The sequence below is a fragment of the Pseudoalteromonas galatheae genome, from assembly GCF_005886105.2.
Lineage (GTDB): Bacteria > Pseudomonadota > Gammaproteobacteria > Enterobacterales > Alteromonadaceae > Pseudoalteromonas > Pseudoalteromonas galatheae.
This window is the reverse complement of the sequence record NZ_PNCO02000001.1, coordinates 390,891-411,077: the sequence shown is the minus strand read 5'-3', so window position 1 is coordinate 411,077 and position 20,187 is coordinate 390,891. Positions and strand designations below refer to the sequence as shown.

The 20,187-nt window shown below is 42.0% G+C and carries 16 protein-coding genes and 1 tRNA gene; 9 read left to right on the top strand and 8 right to left on the bottom strand.

Features of this window, described 5'->3' with window-relative positions; translation table 11 throughout:
- Positions 1–9: 9 nt before the first annotated feature.
- From CWC29_RS01735 to CWC29_RS01715, 5 genes are all read right to left on the bottom strand, one after another.
- Positions 10–927, bottom strand: coding sequence for a glycosyltransferase family 2 protein (locus CWC29_RS01735; RefSeq protein WP_167815408.1), 918 nt, complete (start codon positions 925–927; stop codon positions 10–12).
- The gene (locus CWC29_RS01730) at positions 887–2,023 is read right to left on the bottom strand and encodes a polysaccharide pyruvyl transferase family protein (RefSeq protein ID WP_138522115.1); all 1,137 of its coding nucleotides are present in this window, start codon (positions 2,021–2,023) and stop codon (positions 887–889) included. The genes CWC29_RS01735 and CWC29_RS01730 overlap by 41 nt, the downstream gene beginning before the upstream one ends.
- A 389-nt stretch (positions 2,024–2,412) precedes the next feature.
- Entirely contained in the window at positions 2,413–3,087 is a 675-nt protein-coding gene (locus tag CWC29_RS01725; RefSeq protein WP_235956509.1) for a sugar transferase, read from the bottom strand.
- 2 nt (positions 3,088–3,089) lie between these two features.
- Entirely contained in the window at positions 3,090–4,331 is a 1,242-nt protein-coding gene (locus tag CWC29_RS01720) for a WecB/TagA/CpsF family glycosyltransferase (protein WP_138522116.1), read from the bottom strand.
- 185 nt (positions 4,332–4,516) lie between these two features.
- Complete coding sequence (locus CWC29_RS01715; RefSeq protein ID WP_128728641.1) at positions 4,517–5,254, bottom strand: hypothetical protein; 738 nt, start codon at positions 5,252–5,254, stop codon at positions 4,517–4,519.
- Between the two features lie 350 nt (positions 5,255–5,604).
- Between CWC29_RS01715 and CWC29_RS01710 the strand changes: the two genes are divergently transcribed.
- From CWC29_RS01710 to CWC29_RS01675, 8 genes are all read left to right on the top strand, one after another.
- Positions 5,605–7,230: an LruC domain-containing protein gene (locus CWC29_RS01710; protein WP_138522117.1), complete on the top strand. Its 1,626-nt coding sequence runs from the start codon at positions 5,605–5,607 to the stop codon at positions 7,228–7,230.
- Positions 7,231–7,242: 12 nt separating this feature from the next.
- The gene (locus CWC29_RS01705; RefSeq protein ID WP_128728643.1) at positions 7,243–7,755 is read left to right on the top strand and encodes a hypothetical protein; all 513 of its coding nucleotides are present in this window, start codon (positions 7,243–7,245) and stop codon (positions 7,753–7,755) included.
- Positions 7,756–7,993: 238 nt separating this feature from the next.
- Positions 7,994–9,439, top strand: a complete 1,446-nt coding sequence (locus CWC29_RS01700; protein ID WP_235956508.1) for a sigma-54-dependent transcriptional regulator — start codon at positions 7,994–7,996, stop codon at positions 9,437–9,439.
- Positions 9,440–9,642: 203 nt separating this feature from the next.
- Positions 9,643–10,875 carry an oligosaccharide flippase family protein gene (locus tag CWC29_RS01695; RefSeq protein WP_138522119.1) on the top strand — a complete coding sequence of 411 codons (1,233 nt, stop codon included), beginning with the start codon at positions 9,643–9,645 and terminating at the stop codon, positions 10,873–10,875.
- Positions 10,876–10,894: 19 nt separating this feature from the next.
- Positions 10,895–11,917, top strand: a complete 1,023-nt coding sequence (locus CWC29_RS01690) for a glycosyltransferase family 2 protein (RefSeq protein ID WP_138522120.1) — start codon at positions 10,895–10,897, stop codon at positions 11,915–11,917.
- A gap of 319 nt (positions 11,918–12,236) precedes the next feature.
- Entirely contained in the window at positions 12,237–13,511 is a 1,275-nt protein-coding gene (locus tag CWC29_RS01685; protein ID WP_209319005.1) for a polysaccharide biosynthesis/export family protein, read from the top strand.
- Positions 13,512–13,522: 11 nt separating this feature from the next.
- The gene (locus CWC29_RS01680) at positions 13,523–14,914 is read left to right on the top strand and encodes a GumC family protein (protein ID WP_138522123.1); all 1,392 of its coding nucleotides are present in this window, start codon (positions 13,523–13,525) and stop codon (positions 14,912–14,914) included.
- Between the two features lie 37 nt (positions 14,915–14,951).
- A complete protein-coding gene (locus CWC29_RS01675) occupies positions 14,952–16,238 on the top strand; it encodes an O-antigen ligase family protein (protein ID WP_128728647.1) in 1,287 nt (428 codons plus the stop codon).
- Between the two features lie 612 nt (positions 16,239–16,850).
- Here the strand turns inward: CWC29_RS01675 and CWC29_RS01670 are convergent.
- Positions 16,851–16,935, bottom strand: a tRNA-Leu gene (locus CWC29_RS01670).
- Positions 16,936–17,252: 317 nt separating this feature from the next.
- Between CWC29_RS01670 and CWC29_RS01665 the strand changes: the two genes are divergently transcribed.
- Entirely contained in the window at positions 17,253–17,750 is a 498-nt protein-coding gene (locus CWC29_RS01665; RefSeq protein ID WP_128728648.1) for an RDD family protein, read from the top strand.
- 90 nt (positions 17,751–17,840) lie between these two features.
- Here CWC29_RS01665 and lptG read toward each other — a convergent pair whose 3' ends face one another.
- Positions 17,841–18,908, bottom strand: a complete 1,068-nt coding sequence (gene lptG / locus CWC29_RS01660) for an LPS export ABC transporter permease LptG (RefSeq protein ID WP_162847799.1) — start codon at positions 18,906–18,908, stop codon at positions 17,841–17,843.
- Entirely contained in the window at positions 18,905–20,017 is a 1,113-nt protein-coding gene (lptF, locus tag CWC29_RS01655; RefSeq protein WP_102056161.1) for an LPS export ABC transporter permease LptF, read from the bottom strand. The genes lptG and lptF overlap by 4 nt, the downstream gene beginning before the upstream one ends.
- Between the last annotated feature and the right edge of the window lie 170 nt (positions 20,018–20,187).

Here is a 20,187-nt window from a genome sequence, read left to right as displayed (position 1 = left end):
CACCCAGCCCTATCTAGAAATTAGAGACATCGGACCCGCAATTAAACTATATATTCCCCAGTGTAATAATTTAGCTCTCGCCGCTGGATGCGCTAATAATCTTAGTGCATGCCGATAGCTACGGTGTTTGATGTTTCGTTTTGCTAAATCACACAAGTGGGCACCAATGTATTTTTCTGCCATTTTTGCTGAACAGTCAGCTACTTTACCAATATGGATATCTGTAAACAGCCTTTCAGCAAAAGGACAAATTGTGCTTGGTGGCGCTTTATCACAAGCACTATCAGTAATCCCAATATAGTAAAAACTTTCTATTGCAGGGGTATATACGATGGTTGAGTTTAACGCTATTTGCACATACAAACTTTGATCTTCACCCATCCATTCCCCTTCTGGAAAGCCGCCTAAACTAGTGAAGGTACACTTATCTAGTACAATACTTGATGCGGTAAAAGGCAAATCACCGTTTGCAGCAATTTCAAAATAATTATTCATTATGTAACCATCTGGATCCCAGCTGGTTAGCGCTATCTTTGCATCAATGTATTTTTGCTTGTCTAACACTTTTTGATAACGAGTCGCATAAAGACCGCCTTCAGGGAAGCGACGGATCAACTTACTAACCTTGGCTAAGAAAAATGGCGACCACTCATCGTCAGCATCCAAAAACGCGACATAGTCGCTTGTAGCGTGTTTAACACCATTGTTTCTCGCGCTAGACACCCCTTGATTAGCTTGTTGAATGACACGTAAATTCTCCAAGTTCAGTGCTTTCACCTTGTCCACACTATCATCTGTAGACCCATCATCAACAACGATTATCTCAGCTGCTTGAAACTTTTGAGCAGCTACACTCTGTAGCGCACGTTCAATGCAGTCGCTTTTGTTATATAGCGGAATAATTACGGAGAACTGTACTTTGCTCATGAGTTTCACTCCAGTTGGAAATTGATAAAGAAACGGCTTGTTGAAGGGGTAACTTAGGTTGGGTGAAACCATACCTTAACCCGTTGGTAATGCGGTTATGGACATCCGCAACATTAAAAGTGTCAGCGTCAAAGCGATTGTCAGTGCTCGTTGCTGTTTCAAGGCACCACTGAGTGCATTTATTATGATACTCGAGACTAAGATACGGAGTCTCCATCATGTAGGCATAAATAAGTGCGTGTAAACGCATACCAACAACCGCCTTAAACATCGACATGCATTTCAACATTGCAAAAGGGTTGGCGACATAGCTGATCCGCTGTACGTCAACCCAACTAGGCAATGCGGAAACGATTTTGTCATGTACAAGCTTATCGCTAATAAGCGGCTGATCGTTGAGCTCGATTAAATAAATCTTCTCCTGCGTGCTCTCCCAAATTGACGTGATTAGCTTCACAGCTTTTTCAACCCTTTGCTCCTCTGCATATGTATTGACATCACCAAAAGGATTAATCACTTTGGGGCAAAAGTTAAAAGCAATGCCTTGTCTGGCAAGTGGGCTGAATTTGCCACTAAAGTGATGTAGCAATGAGGGAGCAAGGTCAAACGTGTGTTTGATGTTAGCTTGAGGAGCTAACGCCGTTGCGATCTCAAAGCTTTGCTTGTCTCTGACTGTGACCAAGCCACACTCATTTAACAGCTTTTTACATTGCTTTTCAGCGTGGATATCACGGAAACCTTCGATGCCAACGCCTAAAGCCATCGAGTTTTTCGCACCTGCTAAAGCAAGCATGTGGCGCTTTTGCGCGATGTCTCGACTACTATGAAGCACGGAACCACCGCCAAATATAACTGCTTTTGATTGCAACGCACGCTGATAATGTTTGATACGCTGATGCCCACGAAACTGACTTAAGGTTTGACCGGTACAGCCAAGCTCTTTCAAAATTGGGTTTTCGATGGGAGCATTTACGGCAATTTTTGTACTTCCTAAAAACGTCTTGGCGCCCAAAATAGTCGCTTGCATGAGTGCATCATCGCCACTGTTCCTCATGCCATAATAACCAACCAAGTATGCGTCAAAGTGATTAATCATATTATGTAGCTTCCACTAAGATGAAAAGATACGTTTACTACAGCAGTTAACATGCCAATATGTAACCACTTGATTTAAAACAAATATTATTTTATCTTATCAATTTGTTCGCAGATTGCATCGCATATTAAAATGAAAACTGAGTCCCAGTCAGAGCAACTCAGTTTAGCTTTAACGCTTTTGCTGACATATGTAGTGGATGAGTACAGCTGATGCTTTACACCAGCGGAAGCATTAAGTATCCAAGATTCAGACAAGTCAGAATCAAGAGAATCTCGGCGACAACAAGGAAAAATTTTTGCTACTGCTTGCTCTAAGAAAGAAACTGTTAGTAGCGTTGTCGCCGGACTTACTCCCTGTAAACGATTACGTATCAATGTGGATTGATGTTAATAGGCCCCTCTAGCGCCCAAAACACAAGGTACTGTCTTGAGGATAATCTTAATATCTTGCGTAAGACTTTGGTTTTCTATGTAAAGCTTGTCTAACATTACTTGTTGTTGAAATGTCGTGTCAGCACGCCCAGTTACTTGCCATAAACCAGTTAGTCCTTGTTCACAGTTCAATCGCTCAAGCTCATTTACCTGATAAGCATTCACCTCTTTCTCAAGGGCTGGCCGAGGTCCGATCAAAAGCATATCACCACAAACAACATTGAAAAGCTGAGGTAACTCATCAATTGAATATTTGCGAATAAAGCGTCCCACAGTCGTGATCCTAGGATCATTACGAAACTTAGCGCATACACCTTCTCTGTTACTTTCTCTTGGGTCTGGCGCACTGAATTTAGGGTCATCTGCAGTATACATAGAGCGAAATTTATACATTGTAAAACGGCGACCTAACTTTCCAACTCTCACCTGCTTATAAACGCAAGGACCTTTACTCTCTATCTTTATGAGCATCATTACCAGCAATAATAACGGAGATATAAGAAGTAGGCCGATACCTGCGAAAAGTCTTTGAAGCATGACAGGGAGCCCATGATGAAGACCGTCAGGGTTATCGCTTGAAGGTGTTGCTGCAAATGTCATGTTACTAGATAATTTTTTAGTAGTGTTCATGATTAAAGCCCTCTCAATGCTTGATTAAGAATATAAACTCGGAATAAAAAAGTAGGGTTACCGATAACGTAGCGATAGAACTTAGTTTTGGGTTCTTGTATCAAACGCCAAACCCACTCTAGACCTAGTTCACGCATCCAAAGTGGTGCTCTTGGCACGTTACCCGAGAAAAAATCGAAAAGCCCACCAACGGCTAACGCACAATTGGCATTGATTTTATGTTTGTTTTGGTCAATCCAGAGCTCTTGTCGTGGTGATCCTAATGCAACTAGCACAATGTCAGCTTGGCTCTCATTGATTTGCTTAATTACCGCGTCGTCATCACTAAAATAACCATGATGTGCCCCCGCCACTTTTAGTTTGGGATAGGACTGTATCAAGAGTTTCGCTGCTTTGTTTGCAACGCCAGGCTTAGCACCTAGTAGAAATAGCGACTGCCCAGATTTCTCCATCTGCTCACAAAGGATAGGTAACATATCAGTGCCGTTGCAGTTGTCAGCAAGTTGAACACCAACCTTTTTCACCGCTAAACGCATGCCTGAACCATCAATGAAATTACGGTTACTTCTTCTTAGTACAGAGAATAATGCGTCGTCATCGGCGGCTAGATTGATAGAGTTTGCGTTAATAAAATAAGCGCTACGACAGACCGGTAAATTCGAAGCGCTAAGCACCCAAGTTACAGCCTCTTCCATCTGGCAGTTACTAAACTGAATACCAAAAACTGAGCGAGCATCGCACTGCTTTGCTTTACTCGAATAAAATAAACGGCAGAAGAAAATTCTTACAACCATGGACAGATCAGCTTGCCACCCTTGCTGTGCTTGCTTCTGTAGCAGTGTTTGGGGATCTTCTGCCTTTAAGCCTGTTAGGCTATGAAGTTGGAGGTAGTCAAATAACCCTGGTTGAGTAAATGGCGATTTGAAGTTGTCGATTTTTGGTATAGATATGTTATCTCGCAGCAATGGGTTTCCAACGAAACCAATATCTCCTTTTAAAACATTGAACACCACTGCGCTATCAATAAAAAAACCTTTTCTCCACTGATATAACTCAACTCTAGAACCACTGATATCAATCCAAGATTTTTTCTCTATCGGAGCCTTCATCAGCAGTATTGAAAGTAAAAAATTTACGCTGTAGATTGGCAATAATAGAATGAAAAAAATAGCCGCGATAAGTAGCGATGTATATCTTGTTACTGCTGCGTTTGAGATTTTCTTTTCAAAATTTGACTCTCTCATAAATCACCTCGACTCCAGTTTCCTTACCTAGCTTTTGCTACTACCGTGCCAAAAGTATAAGCTATTGTTTTTATTTGAAATGTGGAAATTAAATGAAGTTAATGGTCGCAAAATGCAAAATAAATTCCGAATTAGAAAATGAATTTAGAAAAGATTAAAAATACAAAAAAAAAGACCTAAAGGTCTTATGAAAAAACTTTATATTCTGAAATTACCCTGTTAAACAATATTGGGATCCGCTCTTGTACCTTTTTCAACTTTTCAGCCATCTCAGACTTTTTATTTAAATTGCAACGCAGCATTAATTTTGAAAATTTAAAAACAATTCGATGGAAGATGATATCGAGGAAAGAGCTTTTCATTGGGCCATAATTAAAATGTCTTATATAATCTTCACACTGTTCACTTCTTGTGTTATTCCACTTTTCATTAATAACTTCTAACCCATCACAGCCTTTTGCAAAGTGAATTACATGGCCGTTTTCTCCCCAGCCCACGGTATCTATGTCTGAAACAGGCTCATGGATTGCGTTAATGATTTGATCTAGCCACGCAATAGACTCAGGGCATGATTTCATTAACATCACCCCTGAGTTTAGCTTGCCGCTATATCCTTTCGCCATAAACAAAAATTTATCTGGTTTTACTAGACTTGTCAGTTCAGGACAATCATTTTGAATGTAGGCATCAGCATCAACAAATAAGACGTATTGGTAGCCGGCTGTCAATGCTGCGCGTAATAAGTACAACTTGAGCCAACAACACTCAGCACCAAGATTTGTCACCCACGGCTTTTCAACAACAATATATTCGTATCCCATTTTTTCCGCATATCTGCGCTGACTCTCAAGATGGCGGCGATATCTAATTTGGTACCCGTTAAGTGCTATGCTGAATATAAGTGTAGTATTTTTGCTTGCCATAAAGCCTCCTGTTTACTGTAACAGGCAGTGCAAATACTGCTCCAGCAATTAATCCTAAGTAACACCTAGCAAAAATAAAATTCATAAACATATGATTTTTATTAAAAATAAAATTTCGTATCCCTATCTTCACTCACTAAGCTACTTTTCTTTAGAAGAATGAGCTAGTCGTTTTAACTACTTATTTTAGATATATCACCAATCTGCAAGTCAGACTGCACTGCAAAATGCGAAAAACATGAACACCCTTCCCAAAATAAATCATAACTCAATGATAAATAATGATTTATAAAATTGGCACGGAAACTGACTAAAGTACTCCAAGCGAACTTCAGCCCTTGGAGGCAATCATGAAAAACATTTCAAAGTTAACATGTTCAATTTTTGCGTTAAGCGCCATAGTCTCTAACGCACTGGCAGTCGAAAAGCAGGGTTCAAACTATGTTTGGCAATTCAATTCTGGCCAGCCCTGGCCTCTGGGTTACAATCAAGCGACAGGAAAACCCGACCAACTAACATACGCCAGAGGGGAATATACGCCTGAATTTTTTAAACGGATTGCAAACGCTTTACCAGAAAGTCGAGTAAATGAAGCGTTTATAACTGGAGATCAAGGCTCAACAATACATTTGACTGAGGATGCAGAGGTCTTCATCACATTTATCCATGAGGGTGCGGGTTATAAAAACTCTTTCGGTTACTTTACGTTCGATCCCGAAAACCCTCCTCAAACACCAGAAGAAGTCCAAGAGAAAATTGTTTTTCCAAATTTGAGCTACCCCCACTTAACTAATGGTCACCGTGTGAGCATTGGAGAGTTCCCAGCTGGAACTAGTATCGGCTTTTTTATTGCAGCTAATGGATTTTGGTACTACACAGGGGTTAAGCCCTTCAAAGTTCCCTATTACTACTCGCTGTCTCATCTCAATCCAGAATCTGATGAGTCGCTCAAACAGCACTGTGTATTACTTCACGACGAAGAGCAAAATGAAGTGGTGATCGGATTTGAGGACTTACCACGAACTTGGGGAGATAATGATTTCAACGATGCCCTGTTCAGCGTTAAAAGTTCACCAGAAACCGCCATTTCAGCCTCAAATTTAAGCACAATGCCTGAATCAGATGATAGTGATGCTGATGGCGTACCCGACGACCAGGACGAGTTTCCAAATGATCATACCCGGGTGAGCAGTCAATACTTCCCTTCACAAGATGGGGTAGCAACCTTTGCTTTTGAAGACAACTGGCCTTATCGCGGTGACCATGATCTCAACGATTTAGTAGTAAAGCAGCGGATCAGAATCACGTTCGACAACAATAACCAAGTCAGCGGTTTTGTTTTAAATGGTTTTATCACGGCACGAGGTGCGGCAAATAATAACGGCTTTGGCCTCAGAATTATGGATAGCGAACCTGGCTTGATTGGTGATGCGAGTATCACAATTAACGACAAAAATTATAAAAAGCAGGCTGAAGAATATCAAACCAATGCCGTAATCACGCTATGGCGTAACACCCAAGCGTTTACCACGACAGGCCAAGCAGGTAGCTGTTCACATTTCAACACAGTGATGAACTGCGACTATTTCACCCCAGTGCCTTTTACTCTTGATGTCAAGTTCGAGTACAGCATTCCAACTTTGACAGTGGCGGACTTTGACTTTTTCCTTTTCCGCACATGGGACCGCTCACTTGAGGTGCATATGGCGGATTATCCACCAACGGATCTATTCGATGACAGTCGACTTGGCAGAAAAGATGATACATCGGATGCACAGAATGGTCGCTACTTTAGGACTGCAGATAACCTATCTTGGGCACTAATGATAAGTGAAGACTGGAATTATCCAAGAGAGTATATCGACGTCGTATGGGCTTATCCTGATTATGAAAAGTGGGTAGAAAGTAACGGTGAAGAAGCACAAGACTGGTATCTCACCAATGAAAGAACAACGCACACATACAGCAAAAAATAACCGGAGGCAATTATGAATACATATAATCAATATTCAATATTAGTTACATTACTGAGCGTAGCCTTGTTAGGGTGTGGTCAAAGTGAGCGCGAAGCCGACACAAACGAAATAGCCAAACATACCTCGCAGGTGGTAACTAACAGCTTTGAACCTGATCCAGTACTACTTAGTTCAACGGCCGCGACATCTAAGCAGTTACATGTCAAACCTGAGTTTACCTTTAAGACGAGTAGTATTGTTAAGCTTGACCTAAGCGGAAATGATGTGTTTGGAGCTTCGTTAGCATCGAAAGCCGTGAAGGTCTATGCGCTAAAAGACCAAATAAGCCAGTACAACGAACAAGCCAACACGCAAAAGTCACTACTCGCGTCGACTCGGTTCGATACTTCAGGGCAATTAGGGCTAGACTTAGATATCCCATCACACTTTAAAACCCTACTGATCAGTGTTGACGGGATGTTAGAAGAAAACCATTTAATAGTGCCGATTGAAACCGGGGTCAATGTAACCCATCAGTTTAACTAACCTGAGGTTTGGATAAGGAATTAATTATTGGAAGCTCAGGTCCAATAGCACTTTGCAACTCTACTCTTATTGGTTTCCCCCACAGCTATCTATAATCCTATAGGTAGCTTTTTTCAATTTCAGCTTAGCAAATCAAAATAAAGTACAAATAAACAGCACTTACTTTTGATTTGCTGGGCTTAGAGCTGCTATATATAAGTTATGGGAAATTTAAGGTCGTAAAGGAAAAATGGAATCAATGCATAATGTGACTCTGCTATTTGTCGATGATGAACCTCTCATTCTCCGCTCTTTAGTTCGAGCACTGAAAAATGAACCCTATCACGTTCTCACTGCGAATAGCGGTGAGGAAGGTCTTGAGCTGCTAAAAGAGCATCCTATAGATGTGGTAATCTCAGATAAAATGATGCCCAATATGTCAGGGATCGAGTTTCTCGGAGAAGTCGCCGAGCAGTATCCCGATACACTGCGGATCATGCTTACTGCCTTCACGGACTTAGAGGGCTTAATTCATGCAATTAATCAGGGAAAAGTTTGGGGTTATTTGCAAAAGCCATTTGAAATAGACAGCATCAAATTAACCATAGAACAGGCGCTGCAAACTAAGATGCTAATCGCCGAGAGGAATATGTTGCGCTCAAGTTTAGCGCGCTATAAAAATGAGTACCGAGCTAAGTTTTATCGCTTTGTCGGGGATTCAGTCGCAATGCAAACTGTCTATAGAGCGATAGAAAAAGCTGGCCCTAGCAGAGCAAATGTATTTATCACAGGCTCAAGTGGTACTGGCAAAGAGTTGGCAGCAGAGGCAATCCATAATTCCAGCGAGCGGAGCAGTAAACCTTTTATTTGTTTGAATTGTGCCGCTATACCAAAAGATCTGATGGAGTCAGAAATCTTTGGTCATATCAAGGGAGCTTTTTCAGGGGCGATAGCAAATCGAGAAGGCGCAGCGTCCGAAGCCGATGGTGGCACTTTATTTCTAGACGAGCTAGGCGAGATGGATATTGCCCTACAAGCCAAAATTTTAAGGTTTGTTCAAACTGGTACTTTTCAAAAAGTCGGAAGTGCAAAAACGGAAAAAGTGGACGTTAGGTTTGTGTGCGCGACCAACCGAGATCCGCATCAAGCGATTGCTGATAATTACCTGCGTGAGGATTTATTCTATCGGTTAAATGTTATCTCTATTGATATGCCCCCCTTACATGATAGAGGTAGAGATGTACTGTTGTTGGCTAAGCATTTTTTACAACAGTTTAGTGAGCTAGAAAATAAAATTTTTGTCGGATTTTCCGATAGCGCAGAACAGCTTATTCTACAATTTGATTGGCCAGGCAATGTGCGCCAACTCGAAAACTTTATACATAGTATTGTCGTGATGTCTGACGGTCCATTGATTGATTATGATGTTATTCAGGCCCACCTACCCTCTGATTTATCAATTCCAGTACAACCTAAAGGTGAAGAGCAGCCTAAACAGGTCACAAAAGCTCCCCAAGACCAACTGACTCACATAAAGCAACGAGATGATAAAAAAGTTGCACCACTGGCTGAGGTAGAGCGTGTTGCCATAGAACAGGCATTGCTCGTATGTGATGACAATGTAGTAAAAGCAGCGAGTCTACTGGAAGTCAGCCCGTCCACCTTATATAGAAAGATCCAACAATGGTCAGAAGCGACTTCATAGCGCTAATTCAGTATATGTAAAATGAATTGCACTTTGCAAAATATCGAATTTGCAAAGTGCAATTTGCTCTCTAGCAGGCTTTATCACGCTTAGGAAAAAATAAAAAGCCATAAAAATCATAACTATAAATAAAAATATTATTTAGACTCTGTTTGGCATGCTTCTTGGAACTGTATAAATATCATTTCTAAAGGCTGACAGTTATGAGCAACCAAACAAGCACATCAACCATACTCGTATCCAACACCTCATATTTGGTTGGTGCTGAAATCGTTGCTAAAGGTTCTCGGCTTTTCAGTATTATGGCAATGGCGGTTTATTTCACCCCCACCGAGTATGGTGCAGTGATGTTAGCGCTAACCATTCATGAGGTACTTCGTTTACTTCTTAGGTCTGGCGCTGGCGTTCAGATCATTCGCGCTTCCGATGAAGCACTACCTTTATTCCTAGGAAATGGCTTGTTAATACAGTGGCTACTTTGCAGCTTACTGTGCCTTATTCAAATCGTAATAGGATGGAGTGCGCAATGGGCCTTTCCGGAGCACGACATTTTTGCTTTGGTTGCCCTAATGGCACTCACCTATCTTGCTTTTCCAGCAGTAAGTACACGTGTTTTTCTTTTGCAACGTAGTAACAGAATGGGCTTATTCAGCTTGATAAGTAGCATTTGCATTATCGTTGAAAACATCACTATCGCGATCGCACTGTATTTTGATGCGCATATGATGGCTATTGTTATAGCCAAATGGTGTTTTGCCCTACTGTGGTTTATTTGTTTTTCTCTGGTCCCAAGCGTCTCGCACAAATTGAGTTATCACAAAGATACGTTTTGTTTGTTACTTAAGTCTTCATCACAACTCGCTATCAGTGAGATTTTACGGTCATTGAGAATAAATATGGACACCTTTATCGCTGCACGGCTATTAACACCAGAGCTATTTGGGATCTACAGCTTTGCAAAGAGCGCAGGGATCGGACTGGCTATGTCTATAAGTCAAGCATACACCAGTGCACTGTATCCAATAATATGTCGCCGCACACTAAAAAATAGTAATGGCCACAAGGTTATTTTTATTACAACGTTTGCAGTGTCGTCCATATTCATGCTTCAAGCATTGGCCGTACCTGTATATGTACCAATTTTATTTTCATCACAATGGCAAAATAGTTTTGATACCACATCGTTACTGTGTCTTGTTGCTGTAAGCTCAGTATGGGTCGATACCTACACCACATTTTTAAGAAGCGAAGCACAATACAAACGAGATTGCCACTTTTGTGGATACGCACTATTCGTGTCACTACTTAGTATTGCGATTGTCATGCCCAATTCACCCACTCAACTTGCTGCAACCTTGTTAACTGGCAGCGTAGTTTGGTTACTATTTCCTTTAGCTGATATCACATCAAGATATCTACAGCCTAACCCAGCTTAAAACCTTACCGGAGATTTCTATGAAAAGTTCAAAAAAGAAAGCATGCCCAAAAGTAAGCGTTATCATTCCTATGTTCAATGTTGAAAAGTACATTGACGAGTGTATTTGCTCTGTTTTAAATCAGACATTCAAGAACTTTGAGGTTATTTGCGTCGATGATGGCTGTACTGACAATACGTTAAACTACTTAAAAGACTACAAAGACTCGCGTATTCATATAGTGCGCCAACAAAACAGAGGCTTATCAGGCGCTAGAAATACAGGTATAAGGGTTGCAAAGGGAAAATACATCGCCTTTCTTGATGCTGACGATTTTTGGGATCACAGAAAGCTTGAAAAGCACGTACGTCATTTAGATCGAGACTTCGACCTTGGTGTCAGTTACTCTTCTTCTTTATTCGTTGACGAGCAAAGTGCCCTTTTAGGCATTGGTCAGTTTCCCTCACTCAAAAATATTAGCGCCAAAACGATATTGTGCAGAAACCCCATTGGAAATGGCTCTGCACCAGTCATTCGTAAGGATGTATTAGAGCAAATCGCATTCAATGACGGCACTAAAAGTTGGCGTCAGTATTTCGATGAGAGCTTAAAGCAGTCGGAAGATATCGAGACATGGCTACGAATTGCACTCAACACACAGTGGAAATTTGAGGGAATTAAAGAGCCGCTGACTTTCTATCGAGTAAATGCGTCTGGTTTATCAGCCAATCTAACTAAGCAATTTGCTAGTTGGCAATATGCGATTGAAAAAAATAGTCAAAAGCACCCTTCATTCTTTAAAAAATTTGGTTCATTAGCCCAAGCCTATCAGTTGAGATATTTGAGTCGAAGAGCATTACAATCAAGAAACAAGGTTCAGGCATTGAAGTTAATCCACCAAGCCCTATGGACCAACTGGAGAATACTTTCTGAAGAACCGAGCAGAACAGTATTAACTTGGTGTTGCTCACTGTTATGTATTTTACCAAACACGTTGTACTCTGCTATCGAACGACTAACTATGCGCGCTATAGGTCTACTTCAAAAACGCACGACAGCTTAACCTCCACGACTCTATGGCCAGCGTCGCTGGCCTTTTTCATTTTGCAATGCAAATCTCTAAATTCCGCATATAGTTACTAATATAGATCTCATGTTAAGCATAATAGTGTGAATATCAACTTGAACTTCAAGCAGCATGATTAGAGCACTAGTTAAATACAGATTGATATACAACCTACTGATTTATATTGATTTAAAATCACGTGCTTGCATAGCTTAATATAGTTTTCATTACCTATACTCTTTCTTATGGTGTGTAAAAAACAACTTGGCCTGACTAATGCAGTCTAGTAAGTGACCGAATCCACAAGGAGCCCACTATGAAACATGTATATAAACCAGCTTGGCTTAGAGTTTTAATTACATCCGTCATGGGTGGGGCATTGTTAGGATGTGCAAATAACGCAGCATTGATAGAGCTAGAAGATGAGGACATGCAATTTTATGGCTATCCCAATGCTTCTGGCAAGGCAATCAAGCACCAAAAGGCCAGCTCAGTGTTTGCGACCAACATCGACTGTACAGCTCTACAACAATTCGCAGCCCCAGCAAACTTCCGAGTAGATAAACCATTGACTTTGCAGGGACCACAACAAACGGTAGGCGCAGTAACAACTTCATTCTCATTACACTCTTTGCCACTAAGCCCTGGAGATTTAATTGAATTACATATGGAGTACGGTGAGGGCTTCAATGGCCGCTATATTCTTGACACCACAGGCTCTATTTTTCTACCCGTTGCAGGGGCGATAAAAGCTTCGGGTTTAACTAGCAACCAACTTGCGCAAAAGTTAGAGCTAGCATTGACTAAGGCCAAAATATTCAAAGCCTACACTATTGATGTAAGTGTCAAAGTGCTCAATTGGGCTGCGATAGAGGTACCTGTTTCTGGCGCTGTTTTTCAACCAGGACGAGTCACCATCAATTCAGCGCTACCCGAGCAAGTAATGGAAGAGCGGATAGATGCGTCAGGCGACTACTCAAATCAGCGTCTATTATCGGAAGCTATAAGAGCCGCTGCAGGCATACGACCCGATGCAAAACTGGATCAAGTTATTCTGATCAGACAAGGTTGGCAAATCGAAGCTGATCTCAGCGGAATTCTCACCGGACAGCCTGTTACGGATTACGCATTAATGGCAGGCGACCAAGTGATAGTGCCTAGTACAGGCTGTTTCCAACCTCATTTAGTAAGACCTTCGCAAATAACGCCAAAGGGCTTTAGGGTTTTTATGTCTAATCTAATCGACTCAGCTATGAGTAACTCAAATGCTGCGATCGGGCGATTTTCTAGCAACTTACCTTATGGTACACGTCTTCTACAAGCCGCTATTTCTGCTAACTGCGTAGGTGGCAAGGCGTACACCAATGCACCTAGACGCGTTGCTTTGGTAAGTAACAATCCAATTACTGGCCAGACGCAAGTTATAGAGCGCTCCGTTGAACAGTTAATGAGAATGCCCTATCGGGATCTGATCAATCCCTACGTCATGCCTAACGATGCTATTGCCTGTTATGACTCTGACATCACAAACCTGAGAGACATCGCAGGCACCTTACTGGACTTAGTCGCTCCATTTTCGGCGCTAAATTAGGAGGGTTTGTGATGGGTAATTATGTACAAACAACAACCTCGTATAGTCGCTTTAGAGCTTTGGTTTATCGAACTCTTCATAGACCTTACCTAGCAACTTGTTTAATAAGCTACTGTGTGATCGCATTAATGGTGGTTTTCTATTTGCAACTGCCTCCAAAGTACAGCAGCGATTTTGATATGGTGTTGCCTGGAACTGGCGCCAACAGCAATGTTTCATTGGATGACGTTGGTCAAGTCGTATCATCAACTAGCGCGCCATTTGGGAAAGGTTATAACCCAAGAGTAAACTACAAAGAAATGTTAATGAGCAGAAATTTACTTGAAAGTGCAGCTACTGCTGTGGAACTGGATATTAAAACTTTTGGTCGTCCAAAAGTAAGACTGACCGAGCAAACTTCTATTCTCAATGTCGAGATCAGCGCCAGCTCAGCTAAACTCGCAGAACAAAAAGCTTGGGCACTATTTAATGCGCTCCAAAACCAACTCGAGTTTTTAAGGGCGGATGAAGTCGCACGTAGAGATGACAGCATAAAAGCAGTGCTCGACCAGTATCGCGAGCGCCTAAACATCGCCAGAAACAATATCACCGATTTCCAGCAACGCTCTTTGTTGGTATCCACAGATCAACTAACTCAACACATAGCTACACTTGCTAATTTAAAAGAGCAAATTGTAATGATGAACGCCGAAATTGGCCGCTCAGAATACTATGTATCTCAACTTAGTGTAGACCTAGGTGTTTCACCCTCAATGGCAGGACAAGCATTTGCGCTGCAATCTGATGGCGAGTTTCGGGCCTACTTATCCGAGCTAACTGAATCCTCAGCGCAACTGAGTGAGTATCGCTCTCGGTGGGACGAAGGACATCCTAAAGTAAAAGCTGAGCTCGCAAGATTCGAGCAATCAAAGCAAGCCTTGCGGATCCGCTCTGAAGGTTTAGTTGGACCTCATGCAGCTCATGCTTTTCAGACAATGGACTTAGAAAGTAATCCTAACCGCGCGCAGCTATTCGCAGATCTGATTGGCGCATTTGCTGCAAAAAAAGGCATTGAAGCAAAGCAAGCGGATTTAAAAAATTCAGTACAGATACTTAGTGAGAAAATAAAAGTTTATGCCAGAGAAGCTGCGGAACTTGATCGTCTAGAACGAGAATTTGACTTAGCGGAAGCGGTATTTACGTCAGCAGCTGCGCGTTTAGAAGCAAGTAAAGCCGATGTATTTGCTTCTTATCCTGTCATCCAGTTAATGACGCCACCATCAGTTTCCATCAATGCCAGCAGTCCCAAAAAAAGCTTAGCGATAGCTGCAGCTTTAGCCGCGATGATCTTCTTAACGATGGGTATGCTAATGGTCAACAAGCGCAGAGAGATAGTGTCGGCTATTCTACAAAAACCGGAATAGTTCACGCTTTCCCCAATAACAACAAAAGGAGCTTCCGATGTTATTGAAAACGGCTCTACCGGGTAAGGACAAACATTTCATCAGCACAGAAGAAATGCTTGTTTGGGCAGGACTGGTACTTACTTATCCAATGTTCTTGCTAGGCATGTTATACGTTATGGGATCTGTTATCGGGTGGATAATTATTTTAGTTATTATCTTGCGTATGTACGTACAAACTAATCGAAAATATCCTCCTGTAGCCCCCCTAGTATGGATTTGGGTATGCGCGATGGCAGTAATGCTAATCGCTTTGCTTATCGCTCACAGTGAGTGGTCATTAGGTTTGCCACAAACAATAAAATCCTCCATAGGGTGGATGAAAGGCTGGGCTCTTCTCGCTATTTTTCCTTTAATCGCCAACTTAGCGAAGATCCGTAAAGAAGTTGTCATTCGCGGTGTTTGTATTGTTGCTATTCACACATTTATTTTCGCCATCGTTTCTATCGCTTTCTATGTAGTGAAGCTACCGGGAGATATTTTTCTCTCTCCATTGAAAGTGATTGGTGGCCCTGGTGAAAGTTTTTTTATGGTGAGCTTTTATGGTATTAACCCGGAAACAGGAGCTGGACGGTGGCGTTTTTTCACCCCGTGGGCTCCTGCTGCTGGCTTTATGGCATGTATTTATTTGGTTTTTTGCTTACAGGAAAAAAACACCAAAATACGCCGATGGGCGATTGCTGGATGTTGGGCAATGTTACTGCTTTCACAATCTAGAGCTGGTATGGCGATTTTCATAATGCTTTTTCCACTTGTTATTTTTAGTGATAAATTAAAGGAGCCTTGGCTTCTGATTTGCCTCGGAGTAATTGTTCCGACTGCGTTATTGTTGGGAGAACCAATTTATAATGCAGTCATGGACTCTTATGAAGCCGTAAAACAACAAAGACCAGGTTCTACGCGCGTTAGGCAAGCTCTCGCTAATATTGCCGTTCAACGCTGGCAGATGGAAGCTCCTATCTGGGGACATGGGATTGTCGAACGAGGGCCCAAAATGGTTGAGTTTATGCCTATAGGATCTCACCATAGCTGGTATGGCTTACTATTTGTTAAAGGGATTGTCGGGGCGCTTGCGCTTGCGATTCCAATGATCATTTCCGCACTTTATTTTTTATGGCATGCACAAACGTCAAAGACTTCTCAAATCGCTTTTTGCCTGCTAACCGTATTCATCTGCTACAGTTTTTTCGAAAATTTAGAAATTCTTTCTTATTTGTTTTGGCCAGCCCTACTATGGTTTGGCTTTGCGTTTTCTGAGAAAGATAAATCCAATTCGTCGAGATAAATCTCGACCTACAATTCGAGGTATAAAAAAACCCCAACCAATCGGTTAGAGTTATAAAAAGTGGTACCAGTGGGCGGACTCTTAACCTGTATTAGCGCCACCCGCGTGGCGACCAAGTCCAGCTCCAAAAGGCTGGTCTGTAGAGAGAAAACAACCCTTTGAGATAAGACCAATTCGTTCGTCGAGATAAATCTCGACCTACAATTCGAGGCATAAAAAAACCCTTGCTAAAAAGCAAGGGTTATAAAAAGTGGTACCAGTGGGTGGACTCTTAACCTGTATTAGCGCCACCCGCGTGGCACCCAAGTCCGATGCCATAATTTCAAAGCATAAATTTGAGGTATAAAAAAACCCTTGCTAAAAAGCAAGGGTTATAAAAAGTGGTACCAGTGGGCGGACTCTTAACTTGTATTAGCGCCACCCGCGTGGCGGCCAAGTCCAGTACCGCAAAGACGGTCTATCGAGATAAACCAATCCATTGAGATAAGGCCAATTCATTCGTCGAGATAAACCAGTCCATTGAGATAAGGCCAATTCATTCGTCGAGATAAATCTCGACCTACAATTCGAGGCATAAAAAAACCCCAACCAATCGGTTAGGGTTATAAAAAGTGGTACCAGTGGGCGGACTTGAACCGCCACGCCCGAAGGCAACGGATTTTGAATCCGTCATGTCTACCAATTCCATCACACTGGCATAATTTTTCTTTCATCTTCTAAAACAAGAGAAAATAAAGAAAAACCACTTTGAGCTCAGGCTTTTTTTATTTGCCTTCGTCTCTATGCTTTGCATTATACAAAGGCGATTAAGAACGGCAAGTAATTTTTTTGCAATAAGGCGTTAACTGCTTGTTATTTGCGCACACGTTGTTAAATATTGCCCTAAAGTCAACTTTATTCCTGCTAAAACGACGACGATAAGATGTTGCTAATCCATTAGTTAACGTAATTCAGTAAACGTTTTATCGGTTTATGTGTAAAATACTCCGCAACCTTGTAATTATGAGAGTTGTTATGTCACATTTTGCTCCAGCGAATTTCAGCCGTCGCTTGGCTTCACTTATCTACGACAGCTTAGTGGTCATCGCGTTCGCAATGCTGACTACCGTGTTATTTTTACTAACCATCAATGCCTTAATTTCAGTTAACGTGCTCGCGCTCGGCAATCATGAAGACGTATCGGCGCTTATCCAAGCGGATCCTATCTTATATACACTCCGAGCCACGTTATTGGTGTTGGTTTCGGTGTTATTTTTTGCTTATTTTTGGACTAAGAGCGGCCAAACTATCGGTATGCGCGCGTGGCGTTTAAAAGTGCAAACCCCCGATGGAGCATTGTTAACCTGGCCAAAAGCAATCGCTCGTAGCCTATGCGCGCTACTAGGACTGGGTAACCTAATTGTGTTGTTAGACTTTAAAAAGAAAAGAGCGCTCCAAGACATGCTGTGTGGCACTGAAGTGGTAGTACTAAGCAAAGAGGAAAATAAAAAGGTGTATAACAGCTTAGACTAATCTAAGCTTCAAATAGCAGCTTATTGACTACCCATATTCATAAAAAATATAGGCCTCAATACGAGGCCCATTTTTACTTAGTTCATAACGTTAATTTTGCTTCTTCAACAGATGGATAGCCAGCCCAATAAATAACAAGCTTGGCATTAACGCGCCAACCACCGGTGGCACTTGATATACCATCACGATAGGGCCAAAAATTTCATTACTCAGATGGAAAGCTAAGCCTGTTACCACGCCCATAATAATCCGCGCGCCCATGCTCACCGTCCTCAGTGGCCCGAAGATAAATGACAAAGCCACCAGCAGCATTACCCCAATCGTCAGCGGCTGCATCACCTTACGCCACAGCGCGAGTTCATAGCTACTTGAATCTTGCTCATTTTGCTTTAGATAAGCGAGAAATGACCATAACCCTGTAAAAGACAAAGCATCGGGCTCTATCGATACAACACCTAGCCTGTCTTCACTTAATTCAGACTCGTAGAGCATTGATTTTGAATAATGCGTTGTAATTTGCTGTTGATCGATATGCACTTCTTCCACGTCTTGTAATTGCCAACCGTTAGATATGCTTTGCGCCGACTGAGCGCGTACGATTTTTGCTAGAGTTAGTGAGTCATCAAAATAATAAATTGCGATATCTTTAAGCTTACCGTTTTTTTCAACATTACCAATGTTAATAAAATTGCCGCCATCTTTCGCCCAAACACCACGCTGAGCGCTGTAGACTTCACCACCATAAATTGCTTCGTTTTTTAACCGTTTTGCGGTTTGCTCCGCTTTTGGTGCGCCCCACTCTCCAAGCGCCATCATCAGTAGCGCCAGTACCACTGCCGTTTTCATCACCGACATAATGATTTGAAGACGTGACCACCCTGCCGCTTGCATCACAATAAGCTCACTGCTTGAAGCAAGTGCACCAAGGCCAATCAAGCCGCCTATCAGCGCAGCCATAGGGAAAAACACGACAATATCGCTTGGCATGCTGTATATGGTATAGAGCATAGCACCGAGTAAATCATAGCTGCCACGACCAACCGAACGCAGCTGCTCAATAAATTTAATAAGCGTATTGATCCCAACAAAAACTAATAGCGCGAAACCTGTGGTTTGTAAGATGCTACGCCCTAAGTACCAATCTAGCGTCTTCATCATACCGTCGTCTCCCGTTTCATAAATACCGAGCGAACCCATACTCCAAAAGGTCTTCCTTTCGCAATTAAATAAACGCCGATAAAGAGCACACTTAAGTGGATCCACCAGAGACCAACTGAAGCTGGCACTTTTTCTTCAGCTAACAAAAACTTGCCTGCATTGAGTAAAATGAAATAACCCAAATATAGCGTAATTGCTGGCACGAGCTTAGCGAACTTGCCTTGTCTTGGGTTTACCACACTCAAAGGAACCGCCAGTAAAGTGAGTAGCAAAATGGAAATGGGCACCGATAATCGCAACTGAAATTGTGCTTTTGCTTCTGGCGTATCCATTTCAAGTAACTGTAAGCTTGGAATAGCCTCTAATTTACGGCGTTGGTGTTCAATTTCTTGTTCTTTAATTTGCACTTGATAAGTACCGAATTCAGTGCGATTAAGTGCTTGGCTGAAACCATCGGTCTCGTACCGCTTACCTTCATGAAGGAGTAATTGCTGCTCACCACTATCAAGCTCAATCACTTCACCTTTTTGCGCATATACTAAACGAGCGGCTTGATTTGAGTCCTTCTCGGGCAATTGCGCGACAAACACTTTGTCTAATTCGCGGCCTTGTTCGCTAATACCGTGAACAAATACCACCGCTTTTTCATTGCCCGTTTGCTGAAATCTACCGGCTCTGAGAGTAGAAAGCCCCGATTCCGCATCAGCTTGCTCTCTTAATTGGTACTCTTTTTCGCTCGCCCAAGGCGCAATATACATGCTCACACAAGCGGCCAGTAATGCAAAAAAGACACTGGAGACTAAAGTTACCCTAACGACATACCACTCGCTGACCCCGCAAGCGCGCAGCACCGTCATTTCACTGTCGGCGTAGATGCGACTATAGGCTAAGATGATCCCAAGAAAGAGACTAAGCGGTAAAATATATCCGGCCAACTGTGGCAGTTTCAACGCAAGCATAGCAAGTACTAACTTACCCGGTATACTCCCTTCAGACGCAGAGCTCAGAATGAGTACAAACTTTTGTGACAAAAATATTGTCATTAAGGTGAGAAAAACCGCAACCTGAGATTTTAGTACTTCACCCGTTAAATAGCGGAAAATAAGCAATGTTCGTCCCTATAAAACGTCTTGTTTCACTGGAATAGTGGGAAAAATTGAGTAAACTGATTATTTTAGTCACTTTATTATATGTCAATGCGCCGGAATATCCTACCTAAGGTTAAAGCATATTCATGACTTTAATGTAGGAAAGTGTGTTGGCATAAAAAGTTCAAAAT